The sequence below is a fragment of the Myxococcus sp. XM-1-1-1 genome (assembly GCF_020037095.1).
Lineage (GTDB): Bacteria > Myxococcota > Myxococcia > Myxococcales > Myxococcaceae > Myxococcus > Myxococcus fulvus.
Window position 1 is genome coordinate 125,481 of sequence record NZ_JAIQDH010000007.1, and the last position, 16,082, is coordinate 141,562.

Below are 16,082 nucleotides of genomic sequence, written 5' to 3' on the forward strand. Positions count from 1 at the left end.
GTCGCTCGCGGCTCGGGCCGCTCCGCCTTGCCGCCACGCGCGGGCGTGTCGGGAGCAACGGAGGTCCGCGGAGGCGCGGCGCGGGACGCGGAGCCCCCCGGGCGCTTCGCCTCGGCGGTGGGCGCCGCGCGTCGGACGCGGGAGGGCTTGGGCGAGGCGGCGCCTCGTCGGGAAGAGGCCTTGCTGGGAGGACGGGGGGACCGGGACACGGCACGCCTCAGCGAATCGCGGCGCCTCCGCGCCGGGCGAGGATGGTCCGCACCTCCGCCACGAGCTCGTCGGGCAGGCACGGCTTGGTGACGAAGGAGTCGCACCCCGCGCCCTTCGCTTCATCGGACTGGCCCGTCATCGCATGCCCCGTGAGCGCGACCACGGGGATGGTGCGCGTGCGCGCGTCGTTCTTCAGCCGCCGCGTCGCCTCCCACCCATCGATGATGGGCAACGACAAATCCATCAGGATGATGTCCGGCGTGAGCGCGAAGGCCTGGTCCAGCGCCTCCTGCCCGTTCCTCGCCTGCGCCACGCGGAACCCGGAGAACTCCAGGTACTCCGCGTACATCTCACGCGCGTCATCGTAGTCGTCCACGACGAGCACGAGCGGCTTGAGATTCGGGGAGGGATTCGTCATGTCCGCCTCGGGCGTCGTGGGAAGTGCAGCGTGAAGGCCGACCCCTGCCCCTGGGTGCTCTGGAGGGTGACGCGCCCCCCCAGCATGTCGGCCAGACGTCTGCAGATGGACAACCCCAGGCCCGTGCCTCCATAGGCGCGGGTGGGCGAGCTGTCCACCTGTTGGAAGTCCTCGAAGATCTTCTCCTGGTCCGCCGGGGCGATGCCAATCCCCGTGTCCTCCACGCAGATGGTGAGCATGGAAGATGACGGCTGGTACTCCGCCACCACCTTCACCGTGCCCTCGTGCGTGAACTTCAGGGCATTGGACAGCAGGTTGAGCACCACCTGCTTCACCTTCTGACGGTCGCTGTGCACCGGCGGCAGCCGCGCGCCCAGGTGCGTCGTCACCGTCAGCTTGCTGCGCGCGATGATGGGGTCCATCTCCGCCATCACCTCCTGGAGCAGCTCCGGGATGACGAAGTCCGACAGGTGCAGCGGCATCCGCCCCGCCTCGATGCGGGTGATGTCCAGGATTTCGTTGATGACCTCCAGCAGGTGTCGGCCATTGGAGTCGATGCGCGTGAGGTTGCGCTTCTGCGGCGCGGTCAGCTCCCCGGACACGCCCTGCAGCAGCATGTTCGTGTAGCCGAGGATGGCGTTGAGCGGCGTCCTGAACTCGTGGGACATGTTGGCCAGGAACTGGGACTTGGCCGCGCTGGCCTGCTCCAGCTGGATGGCCTGACGGCGCAGCTTCTCGTTCTGCTCCGCCAGCTCCGCGGTGGCCACCTGCACGCGCGCCTCCAGCAGCGTGGAGACCTCCTTGAGCCGCTCGAGCAGCCGCGCCTTCTCCAGCGCCTCGCCCCGGTCCTGGAAGAGCGTGACGATGCCCGTCAGCTCCCCGCCTTCGCCCAGCACCTTGCTCGCCACCGCCTCCACCGGCAGGGTGGCGCCGCTCGTCGGGTCCACCAGGCTCAGGTGCCCGCGCCAGCGGGGACTGCCGCCCGTGTCCAGCACGTTGGCGAGGAACGACACGAACGTCGCGTGGTTGGAGCGCACGCGGCGCTGCGCTGCGCGGCCTCCCTCGGGCGGCAGCGAGAAGAGCCGCTCGGCCGGCTCGTTCATCATCACCGTGACGCCGGACGGGTCCGACAGGATGATGGGGTCCGCCACGGAGTCCAGCACCCGGTCCAGCCGGTGGCGCTCGCTGCGCGCCTCGCGCTCGGTGGCGCGAAGGCGCCGGTAGCTCTCACCCAACGCCTGCGTCGCGCGGCCCAGGTCCGTCACGTTGCGCAGCACGCTGACCATGGCCTCGCGGCCGTCCGGCTCGTACACCCGCGTGCTGACCATCTCGAAGAGCAGGTCCAGCCCCTCCACGGGGTCCACCAGCGGCACCTCGCGCCAGCTCACCCCGGGCTGGCCGCCGCTGGCGCTGCTCGCCACCGCGGCGGAGAACACGCGCTGGTTGAGGTGCACGGCGCGGCGGCGGCCGTGGCTCGCGTCGGGGCCCGCCATCAGCAGCGCCTCCGCGCGCGCGTTGGCCAGGCGCGCGCGTCCCTCCAGGTCCGTCAGCAGCACCGGGTCCGTCACCGCGTCGATGATGCGGCGGAACAGCTCCGAGCCCCCCGCGGCGAGCGGACCGGACGTGGCCTGGCGCGCGAGGAAGGGCCCCGCGTGCCCGGCGACCCAGGCGACCTCGGCGGGCAGCTCGGGGGTGCTCGCCCAGACCAGCAGCAGGCCCACGGGGGATGCGCCCGCGCGTCCCAGCGGCACGGCGAACAGGCCCTGCGCGCCAGGGGAGGGCAGGGGCGCGCGCTCCTTCGGGAAGAAGCGCGGCACGGCCTGGGTGAGCACGTCCGCCAGCGGGTGCGTGGAGTCGGCGTCGGACCACGCGGCGAGCGCCGCCTGCTGGGCCTCGCAGAGCCCCTGCGCGGCCAGGCAGGTCATCCGGGCTCCGGGCTCCTCGCGGGCCACGCAGGCCGCGGCGAGCGCCTGGGCATGCGCGGGCAGCCACTCCACCACGGCCCGGGCACACCCTCTCGCGGACTCGCAGGCGAGCAGCTGCTCGGCCAGGGCGAGGCGCGCGTCGACGGAGGAGGCGGGGGCTGGGGCGAGCGGGGCGTACGAGACCAATGCGTCAGGCTCCAGGAGGAAGTCGAGGTGTGTCGTCAGCAGGAGGGGTGTCTTCGACGCGAAGCTCCAGGGAGGTCACCACGACGGGCGCGCAGGGCTCGGGGGCGTCCGGTGGGACGGTGCCGTCCCAGCGCAGGCCGCGGTCCAGGACCCGGTCCATCACATCGACGAGGCTGGTGCTCCCAGCCAATCTTTCCACCGGCATCCTTCGTGGCTCCCTGGGTACGAGGCAGGGGTCGGGGGGCCGTCCCTGCCTCTATGTATCGCGGGCCGCTCCACCACCCCAGAACCGCTTGGAATCCCGCGTGACTTGCCAACACCCGGCGGCCCGCTCTGTTTGCTCGTTCACATCCGGGGTGGCCCCGACGCCGAGCAGGCGGCCAGGCGTCGGCGCCAGCCCCGTCGGGTTATCGCACCCGAGGCGCATCCCTAGTCTTTCGACATGGATGAGACGCGGACGCATCGCTCGCTCTGGACGCTGACCACGCCCACGCGAGACTTCCCCACGCTGCCCGGGGACCTGACGGTGGACGTGGCCGTCATCGGCGGGGGGATGGCGGGCCTCACCACGGCGTGGCTGCTCAAGTGCGCCGGCAAGCGGGTGGCGGTGCTGGAGATGAACCGCATCCTGTCCGGGCAGACGGGGCAGACGACGGCGCACCTCACGGAGCTGCTCGACACGCCCTACGCCACGCTGCGCCGCGACTTCGGGGAGAAGGGCGCCCGGCTGGCGGCGTCCTCCAGCCGCGCCGCGATGGAGCAGATTGCGTCGCTGGTGGAGGAGCTGCGCCTGGACTGCGATTTCCAGCGCGTGCCCATGTTCCAGTACGCGGAGACGGCGCGCGAGCTGCAATCGCTGGAGGAAGAGGTGTCCGCCGCGCGCGACGCGGGGCTGCTCGCCACGCTCACGCAGCGCGTGCCGCTGCCCTTCGCGGTGAAGGGCGCGCTGCGCGTGGAGGACCAGGCCCTGTTCCATCCGCGCAAGTACCTGCTCGGGCTGGCGGACCGCATCCCCGGCGAGGGCTGTCACCTGTTCGAGAACACGCGGGTGCTGGAGGTGCGGGACGGCAAGCCCTGCCGCGTCGTCACGGACCGGGGCGTCGTCACGGCCACCGACGTGGTGGAGGCGACCACGACGCCGCTCAACCGCGTCTTCATGCACACCAAGCTCTTCCCGTACCGCACCTACGCGGTGGCCGGTCCGCTGGACGGAGCGTTGGAGCCCGCGCAGTACTACGACTGCAAGGAGCCCTATCACTACATCCGCACGCAGCCGGTGGACGGGCGCACCTACGTCATCGTCGGCGGCGAGGACCACAAGGTGGGCGCCGAGGAGGACACGGCGCGCTGCTACGCGGCGCTGGAGGACTTCGCGCGCGAGCGCTTCCCGGTGGAGTCCATCACCCACCGCTGGTCCGGTCAGGTCATCGAGCCGGCCGACGGGCTGGCCTACATCGGCCGCGACAGCGCCCGCAAGCACGTCTACGTGGCCACGGGCTTCTCCGGCACGGGGATGACGTTCGGCACGCTGGCGGGGATGCTCCTCACCGACCTCATCCTCGGGCGGGAGAACCCCTTCGCCGCGCTGTACGACGCCACGCGCGTCAAGCCGATGGCGGGCGTGAAGGACTTCATCCAGGAGAACGCGGAGGTGGCCTTCCGCTTCGTCGCGGACCGGCTGGCGAAGCCCGATGGCAAGCACCTGTCCGAGGTGGCTCCTGGTGAGGCCAAGGTCCTGGAGGTGGACGGGCAGAAGGTGGCCGTCTACCGAGAGCAGGACGGCACCTCGCACGCCGTCTCTCCGGTGTGCACGCACCTGGGCTGCCATGTGCATTGGAACGGCGCGGAGCGCTCGTGGGACTGCCCCTGTCACGGCGCGCGCTTCAGCCCCACGGGCAAGGTGCTCAACGGACCCGCGGTGAAGGACCTGCCCTCCCGCAAGCTGCCCACCTGACGCCCGCCACCCGCGCGTCTCCCGAAGTCAGACGAGCCTTGAACCCCGCCGACATGGAGACATGACATGAACGCGATTGAGTTGCTGAAGCAGCAGCATGACGAGGTGAAGAAGCTTTTTGCCCAGTACGGCAAGCTCCCGGACCACGCGGACGTGCGCAGGGGCGAGCTGTTCAAGATGATCGCCGACCGGCTCGCCGCGCACGCCACCATCGAGGAGCTGTACTTCTATCCGGCCACCAGGTCGGAGCGGACCGAGGACGAGCTGCGTGAGGCGGTGGAGGAGCACCTGTCCGCCAAGCGCATCATCGCGGACCTGCTGGAGATGTCTCCGGACGACGAGGAGTTCGACCCGAAGATGAAGGTGCTCCAGGAGCAGATCGAACACCACGTCGAGGAGGAGGAGGGCGAGCTCTTCAAGAAGGTCCGCAAGCTCTTGTCCAAGGAGCAGCTCGAGGACCTGGGCATCCTGATGGAGCAGCAGTTCGAGGAGTTGATGGAGGACGAGCCCCGCAACAACGTCCCCGCCGAGACGGACCACGCGGCGCCGCTGTAGGCCGCAAGATTCGGGTTGCGCGGAGCGGCCGGAGCGGCAGCATGGGGTTTGTCCATGCCCCGCCCCGCCTCCTCCGCTCCGCGCCTGCCCGAAGCCTTCACCCCGAGCGCCCGCCGTGCCCTCGCGCGCGCCGACCCGACGCTGGGCGCCCTGATGAAGCGCGTGGGCGCCTTCCGCATGGAGTTGAGCCCGCTGCACAGCCCGTTCGCGGCGCTGGCGCGCTCCATCGTCTTCCAACAGCTGCACGGCAAGGCCGCGGCGACCATCTTCGAGCGCGTCAGCGCTCAGGTGGGCACGGGCCGTGACTTCACTCCGGAGGCCCTGCTCGCGACGCCGGAGAAGGCTCTGCGCGAGGCGGGGCTGTCCGCCAACAAGATGGCCGCGCTCCAGGACCTGGCGCGCAAGACGCTGGATGGCACGGTGCCGCCGCTCGCGCGGGTGCGCCGGATGAGCGACGAGGCCCTCATCGAGCACTTCACCCAGGTGCGGGGCATCGGCCAGTGGACGGTGGAGATGCTGCTGATGTTCCGGCTCGGCCGCCCGGACGTGCTGCCGGTGGACGACTTCGGCGTGCGCAAGGGCTTCATGCTCGCGTACGGCCTGGAGGAGATGCCCAGGCCGAAGGCGCTCCTGGAATACGGCGAGCGCTGGCGGCCCTGGCGCTCGGTGGCGAGCTGGTACATGTGGCGCGCCACGGAGCTGAGCTGGGAGCCGTCCGAGGGCTGAGCGGCGCCCCTCGCGCTTCATGGCGAGTGAGCGAGCGGGGGGCTCGCTGATGACGCGCCTTGCCGCACGGCGCTGGCGTCCTCACCCGTAGATGAAACGGGAGAGACGCCCTCATGCGAGCATTGACCTACCAGGGACCCTTCAGGGTCCGAGTGGAGAACAAGCCGGACCCCCGGCTGGAGCACCCCCAAGACGTCATCCTGCGGGTGACCAAGAGCGCCATCTGTGGCTCGGACCTGCACCTGCTGCACGGGCTGGTCCCGGACACCCGGGTGGGCCACACCTTCGGGCACGAGTTCACCGGCGTGGTGGAGGAGACGGGCACGGAGGTCTCCCAGCTGCGCAAGGGCGACCGCGTGGTGGTGCCCTTCAACATCTCGTGCGGCGGCTGTTTCTATTGTGAGCGGGGGCTCACGGCGCTGTGTGAGAACAGCAACCCCTCCAGCGACGTGGCGTGCGGCGTGTATGGCTATTCGCACACGACGGGCGGCTACGACGGTGGCCAGGCCGAGTACGTGCGCGTGCCGTACGCGGACGTGGGGCCCCTGAAGATTCCGGACGACATGGAGGACGAGGAGGTGTTGTTCCTCGGTGACATCCTGCCGACGGGCTACATGGGCGCGGAGATGGGCGAAATCAAGGGCGGCGAGACGGTGGTCGTCTTCGGCGCGGGCCCGGTGGGGTTGTTCGCCATGCGCTCGGCGTGGCTGATGGGCGCGGGCCGCGTGGTGGCGGTGGACTGCGTGCAGTACCGGCTCGACTTCGCGGAGCGGTTCGCGAAGGTGGAGACGGTGAACTTCCAGGAGGTGGGGGACGTCGTCGCCTACCTCAAGGAGATGTTCGAGGGCCGGGGCCCGGACGTGTGCATCGACGCGGTGGGCATGGAGGCCGAGGGCTCCACGTCGCATCGGGTGATGGGATTGGGACTGAAGCTGGAGGCGGGGGCTCCCACGGTGCTGTCGTGGTGCATCGATGCCGTGCGCAAGGGCGGCAACGTCTCCATCGTCGGTGTGTATGGCCCGCCGTGGAACGTGATGCCGATCGGCACCGCGATGAACAAGGGGCTCACGCTGCGGATGAACCAGTGCAACGTGCGCCGCTACATGCCACACCTCCTGAAGCACATCCGCGAGGGGCGCATCGACGCGAAGGCCATCATCACCCATCGGTTCGGGCTGGAGGATGCGCCGGAGGCCTACCACCTGTTCGCCCAGAAGCGTGACGGCTGCGTCAAGTGCGTCCTCACGCCGGGCCATGCGTGACGAGAGGGAGTGAAGCCATGCCGGATAGACCTGTACCTGGCGCCGCCGCGGACCTGGATTTCTCCAGCCGCCCCGGCGTCCCGATGGAGACACTGCCGCATCCCTTGCCGGGGGCTCGGATGCCCATCCGGTTCCAGCACTCGCCGGTGCGAGTGTTCAAGCACCCGGGACGGGCGCAGCTGCCGCCGGTGTATGGAACGGCGCAGCCGCCGAAGGGGCTGAGCGGCCTGTTGCGCCGCGTGGCCTATGGGGTCCCGGACCACAAGGCCCGCCACTGGATGGTGTTGTTGCTGGCGGACCGGGTGGATGTCTGGGAGCACCGTCTGGCGCGGGTGCTGCCGTGGGCGCTGCCCACCGCGGGGGTGCTGGCGCTCACCCACACCGTGTGGCGCAAGTGGGCGCGCGCGTGAGGTGAGGTGGGGCCCGGTGTGGCGCCGGGGTGGGGGAGACCCGGCGCCATGGGGAGGCGACATCCAGGCCTGTTCTCTGTGAGGATTCCCGGGAATGCCTCCCTCGAAGCCGCCCCCTCGACGTCCCGCCGCGAAACCCTCGGGGGCGAAGCCCCCTGCGGAGGCCGCGAAGAAGACCGCGCGGAAGCCCGAGGCGGGTGGGGCCGCGACGCCGGGCGTGGCGACCCAGCGAGGACAGGCGAAGCCCGTCGCGAAGACGGCGAAGGCCGCGAAGACGGCGCCGAATGCCTCGGGTCAGAAGACTGTCGCGAAGGCTGGTGTGTCTCCTTCCGAGGGGAAGGCGGTCGCGAAGATGGTGGGGGCGAAGGCCGCCGTGACGTCCGCGGCGCCGCCCTCGGAAGGGAGGGGCGTCAAGAAGACAGCGATTGCCGGAGCGCAGGTCGCTGAGACGCTTGCGGCGCCCGTCTTGGTCCCTTCCGACGGGAAGGCCGCCACGAAGACGGCGGAGCCCGGGGGGCTGATGTTGGAGGAGGCCGCCATGAAGGGGGCGCCGCGGCTCGTCGCGGCGCCTCCAGACGAGAACGTCGCTGAGAAGACGACGGATGCGGTGAAGGTTGTCCCGCGACTCGTCGTGGTGTCCGCGGAAGAGGGCGCCGGCGCGACGACGGATGGGGCGAAGGCGGGTGTCCCGCGGCGCGCGGCGGAGTCTTCGGAAGAGAGCGGCGACGCAGACAACGTGCTGCCTGCCTCGGGCGAGAAGACAGAGGCCGCGCATGACGTGCGTGAGCTGGCGAGGGCCCTCGAAGTCGACGCCACCCGCGAGGAGGAGGTCCCCGCGCCTCGTGTCTCCGCGCATCCGCATGAGCGGCCCCCGCTGCCCGTCGGAGCGCTCGACGCGGACGTGCTCCCCATCGCGGCGCTCGAACCCCTCGATGGCGCGTTCACGGGCGCGCCGCTGCTCCTCCACGCGAGCCCCGAGCCGATTCGGACCTCCGGAGTCCTCGGCACGACGATGGGGCGCATCGTGCCTGGCAAGAGCGAGGGCGGCTTCACGTTCGCCGGCCAGGCCCGCCTGTTCCTTCGCGCCGTCAATCGCGTCGGCGAGACCTTCGCGCGAGCTGAACAGGGACAGGTGACGCAGACCCTGCCCCCGACGGGCACGCAGCGCTGCTCCATCGTGCTGCGAAACACCTCGGGCCGCCCCATCCACCTGCGGCTCGCGGGCGTCGTCTTCTCCAGGTACCTCACGCCCCAGTTCCCCGCGAACGCGCGCGGCGAGCCCTTCAATCCAGATGAGCAGGACGCGCTCGCCGAGGACCTCACCGGACTCGTCGACTCGGCGTCAGGAAAGGTCCCCGACCCGGAGGGGCTCTTCTTCCGTGGTCCTCACGCAGTGCTCGCCTCGGGCTTCCTCGATGCGCGCGTCGACCCGCGCCCCCAGGACGAGCGCGAAGCCGAGCCGCTGCTCCGCGAGGACCTCGACCTGGCTCACCTCGACGACGTGCGTCTGGGCACACGCGGACGCATCGAGGCCGCCCTCACCGTGCAGCCCGGTGACGCCGTGCTCGTCCTCGCCGCGCGCCATGAAAAGGGCGGCACGCTCCAGGCGCTCCTGGACTTCACGGCCGTGGATGCGAAGGGGCAGCTCGACGTGGGCGCGAGGTTCCGGCTGGCCACCGTGTCCAGCCCGCTGCCCCTCACTGCGGACGAGCTCACCGCCATCTCCCGCGGAGAGCACCCCATGGCCAGCGCGGGAACGGACGCACCCGAGACGAGCGCCCCAGCGTTTCCTCCCCATCAAGGTGTGCTCGAGGCCGGCAGTGTCTTCGTCGGCGGCCGCACGGTGCGCCTGTCCGCGGGCCAGCGCGCCGGAGACCTCGTCATGTCCATGCCCGGCAGACACGGTGGCGTCTGGCCCGATGCCGCGCCCCTGACGCCGACCGCGCGCGAGCCCGAGCCGAGAACGCCCCGGACCCACGAGGGAGCCCGAGGCATCTCGTACGCGCTGACGTACACCCTGGAGAACGCCGACGCCGAGCCGCGCGAGGTGGAGCTGCTGCTCACCTCCCCGCGCCGTCATCCCTCGGAACAGTTCTTCCCGCAGGCCGGCGTGCTCACCCTCGCCATGAACGTCGACGGTGAGCGCCTGGACGCTCGCGTCAACCAGCGGGGCGAGGGGCGGGTGCTCGCGTGCTTCGAGCTGCCGCCCGAGGGCCGGCGTGAAGTCCGACTCGAGTGGACCCACGCGGGAGGCACCTTTCCTCCCGCGGGCCTCGAGTGGCGCATGCGCGCCGGCTGAGGACTACTCCGACCAGGTCGTCACTCGCACCATGCGCACGAAGCGGCGGTCCGTGCTCACCGCGGCGATGTAGTAGCCCGCCGTGTCGCCAGGACCGCCACCGCCGCAGTACGTCCGGCAGTACCAGCTCGCGGAGTAGCGCCGGTTGCTGTTGCGGGAGCTCTGCGTGATGAACGCCAGCGCGCCATCCACCTCGTCGGAGTTGGGCAGGCCGTTGTCCGTCTGCGACGTCAGCTCGGCGAGCAGCTCCTGGACGGTGATGGGGTGGAAGTTGCGCGGATACCCATGGCGGAAGGCCGCGCCGGCCTTGTAGTTGAGCGTGGCCTGGTTGGCGACGCCCTGGCCGTTGGGGATGTAGCCCTCCATGAGCTCCGTGGAGACCGTCAGCGGCCCGGTGGCGCCGAAGTAGTCCGCCGGGGTCTGCGGGAGGACGTCGAGCCACAGCGGCGCATGCGTGGTCGCGCCGTCGTTCAGCTCGTGGGTGTCGATGAGGTACTTCATCGCGGTGGCCGTCACGCCCACGTTGAAGGGCGGGTCGGCGATGCGGTCGGCCAGGTAGGTGCGCTCGGCCGCGTCAATCTTGCTGTCATCCTGGAAGAAGCGGCTGACGGCGCCGCGCATCTCGGTGCGGATGACGGTGACACCTCCCGGGCTCGTGGCGAGACGGGCGGCGGCGATGTCCGCCTCGAAGAGGGCAATCGTGGTGGTGCTGTCCGCGAACGCGGGAGCGGCGGCCAGCAGCGCGGCACCACCCAGCAGCGACTTCAGTGACGAAGAGAACACGCGTTGCTCCTCTCGCGGACGCTCACGTCCACGATGCAAGGGGACGACGCGCGCGTATTCAACACGCACACGGGGAGTGTGACTCCGATGGACCCACGCGGGAGGCAGCGTCCCTCCCGCGTGTCTCTCCGTGGCGCAGGTGCGCCGATGGAGAACTAGTCGGACCAGGTCGTCACGCGCACCATGCGCACGAAGTTGCGCTCCGTGCTCACCGCGGCGATGAAGAAGCCGCCCGCGTCGCCGGGGCCGCCACCGCCGCAGTACGTCTGGCAGGACCAGCCCGTGGTGTAGAGCCGGTTGCTGTTGCGGGAGACCTGCGTGATGAACGCCAGCGCGCCGTCCACCTCATCGGAGTTGGGCGTGCCGTTGATGACCTGCTCCTTCAGCATGGCGAGCAGCTCCTGGACGGTGATGGGCTTGAAGTACGACACGTCCTGGAGGCCCCAGGCCGCGTTGGCCTTGTAGGTGAGCGTCCGCTGGTTGGCGACGCCCATCCCGGCGGGGATGTTGCCCTCCTTGATGTCCGTGGAGGTGGTGAGGGGCCCGGTGGCGCCGAAGTAGTCGGCCGGCGTCTGCGGGAGGACGTCGAGCCACAGCGGCGAGTACCAGGTCAGGCCGTCATTCAGCTCGTGGGTGTCGATGAGGTACTTCATCGCGGTGGCCGTCACGCCCTGCTTGAACGTCAGGTCGGCGATGCGGTCGGCCAGGTACGCACGCTCGACGGCGTCGACCTTGCTGTCGTCGTGGAGGAAACGGTCGACGGCACCGCGCATCTCGGAGCGGATGACGGTGGTGCCACCCGGGCTCGTGGCGAGGCGGGCGGCGGCGATGTCGGCCGCGAACGCGGGAATCGTCGTGGTGCTGTCAGCGAGGGCAGGGGTGGCGGCCAGGACGACACCACCCAACAGGGACTTCATCGAAGAAGAGAGCATACGTTGCACCTCTCGTGAGCGAGCGCGCCCACGATGAATGGGGGACAGCGCGTACGCACTTAGCACCCGCGACTGACACGTCTCGCGATGTGCTCAGCGTGTGCCTGTTTCCACGGGAGGGCTCTCGTCTCGAGGCTGTGGGGCGCTGTTTTCGTGTGACACATCCGTGACGGAACGCGCCTGGAGATGACGGATGGGAATCAGCAGCGCGAGGAACGCGACGGACAGTCCGGCGCCGAGCAGGAACACGGGGCCATAGCCCAACGCGAGCCCGTGCAGGGGGTCCGCCAACCAGCCCGCGAGAGGCGCGGCGGGGGCCTTGCCCCAGACCTCGATGCTGGCCATCAGCGTGTAGTGCGACGCGCCGATGCGCCGGTCCACGCGCGACATCATGAACGCGAACATCACGGTGGTGAGCGCGCCGCCGACGAGCTCCTCCGAGAGCGTCACGCCGATGACGCCCGCGTCGCTGACGCCGTGGGTGGCCAGCCACCAGCGCCCCATGAGCGGGAGCACGCGCAGCGACGCGGCGAGCGACAGGGCTCCGAGGATGGGCATGCGCGTGGCGAGCACGCCACCTGTCACGGAGCCGAGGATGGACGCGGCGTTGCCCCACGTCCCCACCCACTGGCCTATCTGCCAGGCGGGGATGCCCGCGTCGACGAGGAAGGGCTTGTAGAGCACGTCCGCCATCGTCTCGCCGAACTTGTACGTGCCGATGAAGAGCAGCACCCAGCCGATGCCCGGCTGACGCACCGTCGTGAGGAACACCGCGAACCACTGTCGCCAGCTCTCGGTCTTCGGCGCGGTGGGCTCGGCGTCGCGCTCACGCGGCGGCGCCTCGCGAGACAGGAGCGTCACCCCGAGCGCGATGGCGCACAGCAGGGCCATGCCGTGGAACAGGCCCGGCCAGCCCAGGTACTTGCTGGCCCAGACGAGCAGCCCGCCGCCGGTGAGCATCCCCAGCTTGTAGCCCACGACCTGTACGGTGTTGCCCAGGCCCAGCTCCTCGGGGCGCAGCAGGTCCACCGCGAGCCCGTCCACGGCGATGTCCTGGGTCGCGGCGAAGAGGTTCATCACCAGGATGAGCCCGAGCAGCACCTTCAGCGAGCCGCCTTCCGACACCAGCATCCCCGCCGCCACGCACGTGAGCGTCAGGCCCGCCTGCATGGGGAGGATCCACGACTTGCGTCGTCCGATGCGCGCCGAGGAGTAGCGGTCCACCAGCGGCGCCCAGAGCACCTTGAGTCCCCAGGGCAGCGCGAGCACCCCCGCGAAGCCCAGCGCGGTGAGCGACACCCCCTGCCCGCGCAGATAGACGGGCAGCGCGGTGGCCTGGAAGCCGAAGGGCAGTCCCTGCACGAAGTAGAGGACGCCGAGCAGTGCGAGCCGGGAGGCGGGGAGTCTCATGGACACCGCCGAGCATAGGGCCTCCTGAAACGCGCCGCGCGGGCTCGCTTGGGCGCCTGGCGTGCGCGCGGGGGCCCCGCCTCAATCGCTGGACGGTCTCCTGGAAACCCGGCACCCGCCCCGGCTCGCCGGGTCGTCCCGGAACCCGGCGCCGAGCCGCCCGCCTCGCGCTGAGTGCCAACAACCACGTGTCTCGTTTTCTCGGGACCCGGGGTGTTTGACAGGTTAGGGCCTCCATAGAATCGTGACGCGCCTCCCATCAGCACACTGGGATTCCACCTCAGAGGGGGCAGTCATGGGTTTGCCCGAGAGAAGAGCCATCGCGCAGTACAAGCAGAACGTCTTCCCGAAGTGGCAGCAGAAGCTCAACGAGCTCGTTGGCGCGCCCGTCGAAATCGAGGTCGAGTGGGACACGCTCGGCGCCGACGGCCTGGCGCACCTCTTCGAGCAGGGCATCGACGCCATCTACTTCGAGCCGCTGGTGCTGGCGCTCCAGGACATCGGCGTGGATGACTTCTCCAAGCAGGCCATCCGGGACGGCTTCAAGAAGTACTTCATCAGCGGCACCGAGCCGGAAGACCGCATCTTCTACCGCTTCGAGAACAAGACGCTGTCGTATCGGCACAACTTCAGCAACATCGAGAACTACACGAACGAGCGCCGTCAGCGCATCGTGAACCTGCTGGAGCAGGGCCTCTAGTCCGTCGTTGTCTGGGATTGCCTTCCGGAGTCGCCGCGGAAAGCGCGCTCCGGAAGGTGGCCGTCTGTCTTCAGCGGCTGTGCTTGAGCACCATCGCCTCCAGCCGCGTGAGGGCCTTCTCCAGGACCTCCATCGACGGGCCGAAGGACAGGCGCACGTAGCTGCGGAAGCGCGAGGGGCGCGCGCGGCGCTTGCCGGGGTTCACGTCGAAGAACTCACCGGGCACGGTGATGATCTTCTCCTCCAGCGCGGCACGGAAGAAGCCCATGCCGTCGTTGAGCGGCGCGGGCAGGCCGGACACGTTGCCCCAGACATAGAACGTCCCGTCCGGCGCGCGGTCCGTGCGGATGCCCAGCCGCTCCAGGCGCGAGTGGAACCTGTCCCGCTTCTCCCGGAACGTGTTGTGGATGGCCATCGTCTCCGCGACGACCGGCTCCTCCTGGAGGAGCGGAATCGCGGCGCGCTGCAGGGGCCGGCTGCCACCGCCGTCCAGGAAGCTGCCCGCGCTGGAGACGGCTTCAATCACCTGCTTGGGCCCCACCGTCCACGTCATGCGCCAGCCCGGGTAGCGCCAGTTCTTGGTGAAGCCGTCGAACAGGACGATGGGGTCCCGGTTCACGTCCTCCACGTAGCGTGCGGCGCTCTCCACCGGCAGGTGCCCGGGGCGGCCCGTCCAGACGTAGTGCGAGTAGAACTCGTCGATGAGCAGCGTGCACTCCAGCTCGCGCGCCACGCCCACCCACCGGGCCAGCTCGTCCCCCTGCACCAGCTTGCCGGTGGGGTTGCACGGGTTGGAGAAGAGCAGGGCGGACAGGCCGCGCCCCTGCACCTCGCGCCGCAGGTCCTCGTGCGTGAAGGCGTAGCCGCGCTCGCCCTCCAGCAGGATGGGGATGGCGGTGAAGGCCTTGAAGACGTCCAGCAGCTCTTCGTACGCCGTGTAGTCCGGCAGGAAGTGGCCCAGGTTGATGGAACCCAGGCTCGCCGCCGCCCGCGTCAGCGCCGCGCGCCCGCCGCCCGAAAGACAGACGTTCTCCGCGCTGTACTGGCCGGGCATGCCCTTGCGGTAGAGGCGGTTGTAGAGGCCGGCGATGGCCTCCCTCACGTCCCACAGCCCCGCGACGGGCGCGTACTCCATGTCCGCCACGTCGATGTTCACCGAGCCCAGCCGCGCGGGGGCCCCGGGCAAATCCCCCGTCTCCGGCTGCCCCTGGCCCAGGTTGCACCAGTCCGGGTCGCTGGAACGGTAGCCTCGGCGCGTGGCCTCGGCGGTGACGTAGATGACGCCCGTGCGCGGCACGGAGCGGAAGGCGGGAATCGTGACGTCGTCGCTCACGGCGCCACACCCTAGCGGAAAACCGGCGCCGCGCGCGTGGCCCGGCGCTACCGGACGATGGGCACCGTCACCGGCGAGTGGTCATCCACCGTCAGCTCCACCTTGCCCACCCGCCACAGCACCGGCTTGAAGCTCGCCTCCACGTGGTGGCCATCCGCCGTCTCCAGGACAGCCATGCCTTCCTTGGGCAGATACTCACCCACCTCGTAATGCAGGGTGGTGAGGGTGAGCTTGTCCACGCCGTCGGGGCCGCTCAGCTCGCCCGTGCCGTCGAGCAGCAGCGACGAGCCGCCCAGAAGCGGCATGCCCGGACGCTTCGTCACCTTCGCGTCCATCCGCAGGGTGTGGCCCTCGCGCCCGGGGATGTCGCCCTCGGCCTTCACCCAGACGCTCGTCAAATCGCCACAGGTGCCGTAGCCCACCTCGGCGGGCAGCACCACGCCCTCCACGCGCAGCTGGCGCAGGTCCGCCTCCACCTCCATCCGGTCCTCGCCGCCGCGGTACTTGAAGAACACGCGCCCGGAGAGGCCCAGGCCGTGGACCTGACAGTCGGGGCCGCTGAACGTCACCACCACGCCGTCCGTCACCGCGTCGAGCGACTCCACCGTGGTGGTGGCGCACGCGAGCCGCTGGGACAGGTCCACCGTGGCGACGTCGAGGAAGCCGCGGCGCGGCTCGCCGCACGTGTACACCGGCATCAGCCCCAGCACCTCGAGCGCCCCGCGCGTCAGGTGCCCCACCGCGGCGGCGCGCTCCACCTTCGCCTTCGCGGATTGGACCAGCTCCTCCGGAGGCTCACCACCACAGCCGGACAGCAGGGCGACGACGACGGACAAAGAGAGGAGGCTTCGCATGGCGCTGCTCCAAGGTATCCCATCCGCGCCTTCGCGGGCGGGGTGCACCCTGGGAGAGCAACCGCTGTGCCTGGAGGCAACCTCGCGGAAGGACAGGGGAAGGCCGAATCCTCCCCCCGCGAGGG

Annotated in this window: 14 protein-coding genes; 7 read left to right on the forward strand and 7 right to left on the reverse strand. The window is 70.2% G+C overall.

Annotated features, from left to right (window positions below):
- Positions 1-217 precede the first annotated feature (217 nt).
- Positions 218-628, reverse strand: a complete 411-nt coding sequence (locus K8640_RS16200) for a response regulator (protein WP_046711692.1) — start codon at positions 626-628, stop codon at positions 218-220.
- The gene (locus K8640_RS16205; protein WP_370640353.1) at positions 625-2,739 is read right to left on the reverse strand and encodes an ATP-binding protein; all 2,115 of its coding nucleotides are present in this window, start codon (positions 2,737-2,739) and stop codon (positions 625-627) included. Before K8640_RS16205 ends, K8640_RS16200 begins: the two co-directional genes overlap by 4 nt.
- A gap of 442 nt (positions 2,740-3,181) precedes the next feature.
- On the opposite strand from K8640_RS16205, the gene K8640_RS16210 reads away from it, so the two are divergent.
- The 6 genes from K8640_RS16210 to K8640_RS16235 all read left to right on the forward strand — a co-directional run bounded on the left by K8640_RS16210 (position 3,182) and on the right by K8640_RS16235 (position 9,945).
- The gene (locus K8640_RS16210) at positions 3,182-4,693 is read left to right on the forward strand and encodes an FAD-dependent oxidoreductase (RefSeq protein ID WP_223747828.1); all 1,512 of its coding nucleotides are present in this window, start codon (positions 3,182-3,184) and stop codon (positions 4,691-4,693) included.
- Positions 4,694-4,759: 66 nt separating this feature from the next.
- Positions 4,760-5,248 (forward strand): hemerythrin domain-containing protein, encoded by a 489-nt coding sequence (locus tag K8640_RS16215; RefSeq protein WP_223747829.1) that lies wholly within the window; start codon positions 4,760-4,762, stop codon positions 5,246-5,248.
- A 54-nt stretch (positions 5,249-5,302) separates the two neighbouring features.
- Entirely contained in the window at positions 5,303-5,974 is a 672-nt protein-coding gene (locus tag K8640_RS16220) for a DNA-3-methyladenine glycosylase (RefSeq protein WP_223747830.1), read from the forward strand.
- Positions 5,975-6,087: 113 nt separating this feature from the next.
- Complete coding sequence (locus K8640_RS16225; RefSeq protein ID WP_223747831.1) at positions 6,088-7,236, forward strand: zinc-dependent alcohol dehydrogenase; 1,149 nt, start codon at positions 6,088-6,090, stop codon at positions 7,234-7,236.
- Between the two features lie 17 nt (positions 7,237-7,253).
- Positions 7,254-7,646, forward strand: a complete 393-nt coding sequence (locus K8640_RS16230) for a hypothetical protein (RefSeq protein WP_223747832.1) — start codon at positions 7,254-7,256, stop codon at positions 7,644-7,646.
- Between the two features lie 94 nt (positions 7,647-7,740).
- Positions 7,741-9,945 carry a hypothetical protein gene (locus K8640_RS16235; protein WP_223747833.1) on the forward strand — a complete coding sequence of 735 codons (2,205 nt, stop codon included), beginning with the start codon at positions 7,741-7,743 and terminating at the stop codon, positions 9,943-9,945.
- A gap of 3 nt (positions 9,946-9,948) precedes the next feature.
- On the opposite strand, the gene K8640_RS16240 is transcribed toward K8640_RS16235, so the two are convergent.
- The 3 genes from K8640_RS16240 to K8640_RS16250 all read right to left on the reverse strand — a co-directional run bounded on the left by K8640_RS16240 (position 9,949) and on the right by K8640_RS16250 (position 13,070).
- A complete protein-coding gene (locus K8640_RS16240) occupies positions 9,949-10,728 on the reverse strand; it encodes a hypothetical protein (protein ID WP_223747834.1) in 780 nt (259 codons plus the stop codon).
- A gap of 155 nt (positions 10,729-10,883) precedes the next feature.
- On the reverse strand, positions 10,884-11,660 hold the full coding sequence (locus K8640_RS16245; protein ID WP_223747835.1) for a hypothetical protein: 777 nt from the start codon (positions 11,658-11,660) through the stop codon (positions 10,884-10,886).
- Positions 11,661-11,753: 93 nt separating this feature from the next.
- The gene (locus tag K8640_RS16250; RefSeq protein ID WP_223747836.1) at positions 11,754-13,070 is read right to left on the reverse strand and encodes an MFS transporter; all 1,317 of its coding nucleotides are present in this window, start codon (positions 13,068-13,070) and stop codon (positions 11,754-11,756) included.
- Between the two features lie 295 nt (positions 13,071-13,365).
- Between K8640_RS16250 and K8640_RS16255 the strand changes: the two genes are divergently transcribed.
- Positions 13,366-13,770 carry a hypothetical protein gene (locus K8640_RS16255; RefSeq protein ID WP_223747837.1) on the forward strand — a complete coding sequence of 135 codons (405 nt, stop codon included), beginning with the start codon at positions 13,366-13,368 and terminating at the stop codon, positions 13,768-13,770.
- A 70-nt stretch (positions 13,771-13,840) separates the two neighbouring features.
- On the opposite strand, the gene K8640_RS16260 is transcribed toward K8640_RS16255, so the two are convergent.
- Together K8640_RS16260 and K8640_RS16265 are read right to left on the reverse strand one after the other, a co-directional pair.
- A complete protein-coding gene (locus K8640_RS16260; protein WP_223747838.1) occupies positions 13,841-15,103 on the reverse strand; it encodes a pyridoxal phosphate-dependent aminotransferase in 1,263 nt (420 codons plus the stop codon).
- Positions 15,104-15,150: 47 nt separating this feature from the next.
- On the reverse strand, positions 15,151-15,957 hold the full coding sequence (locus tag K8640_RS16265) for a hypothetical protein (protein WP_223747839.1): 807 nt from the start codon (positions 15,955-15,957) through the stop codon (positions 15,151-15,153).
- Between the last annotated feature and the right edge of the window lie 125 nt (positions 15,958-16,082).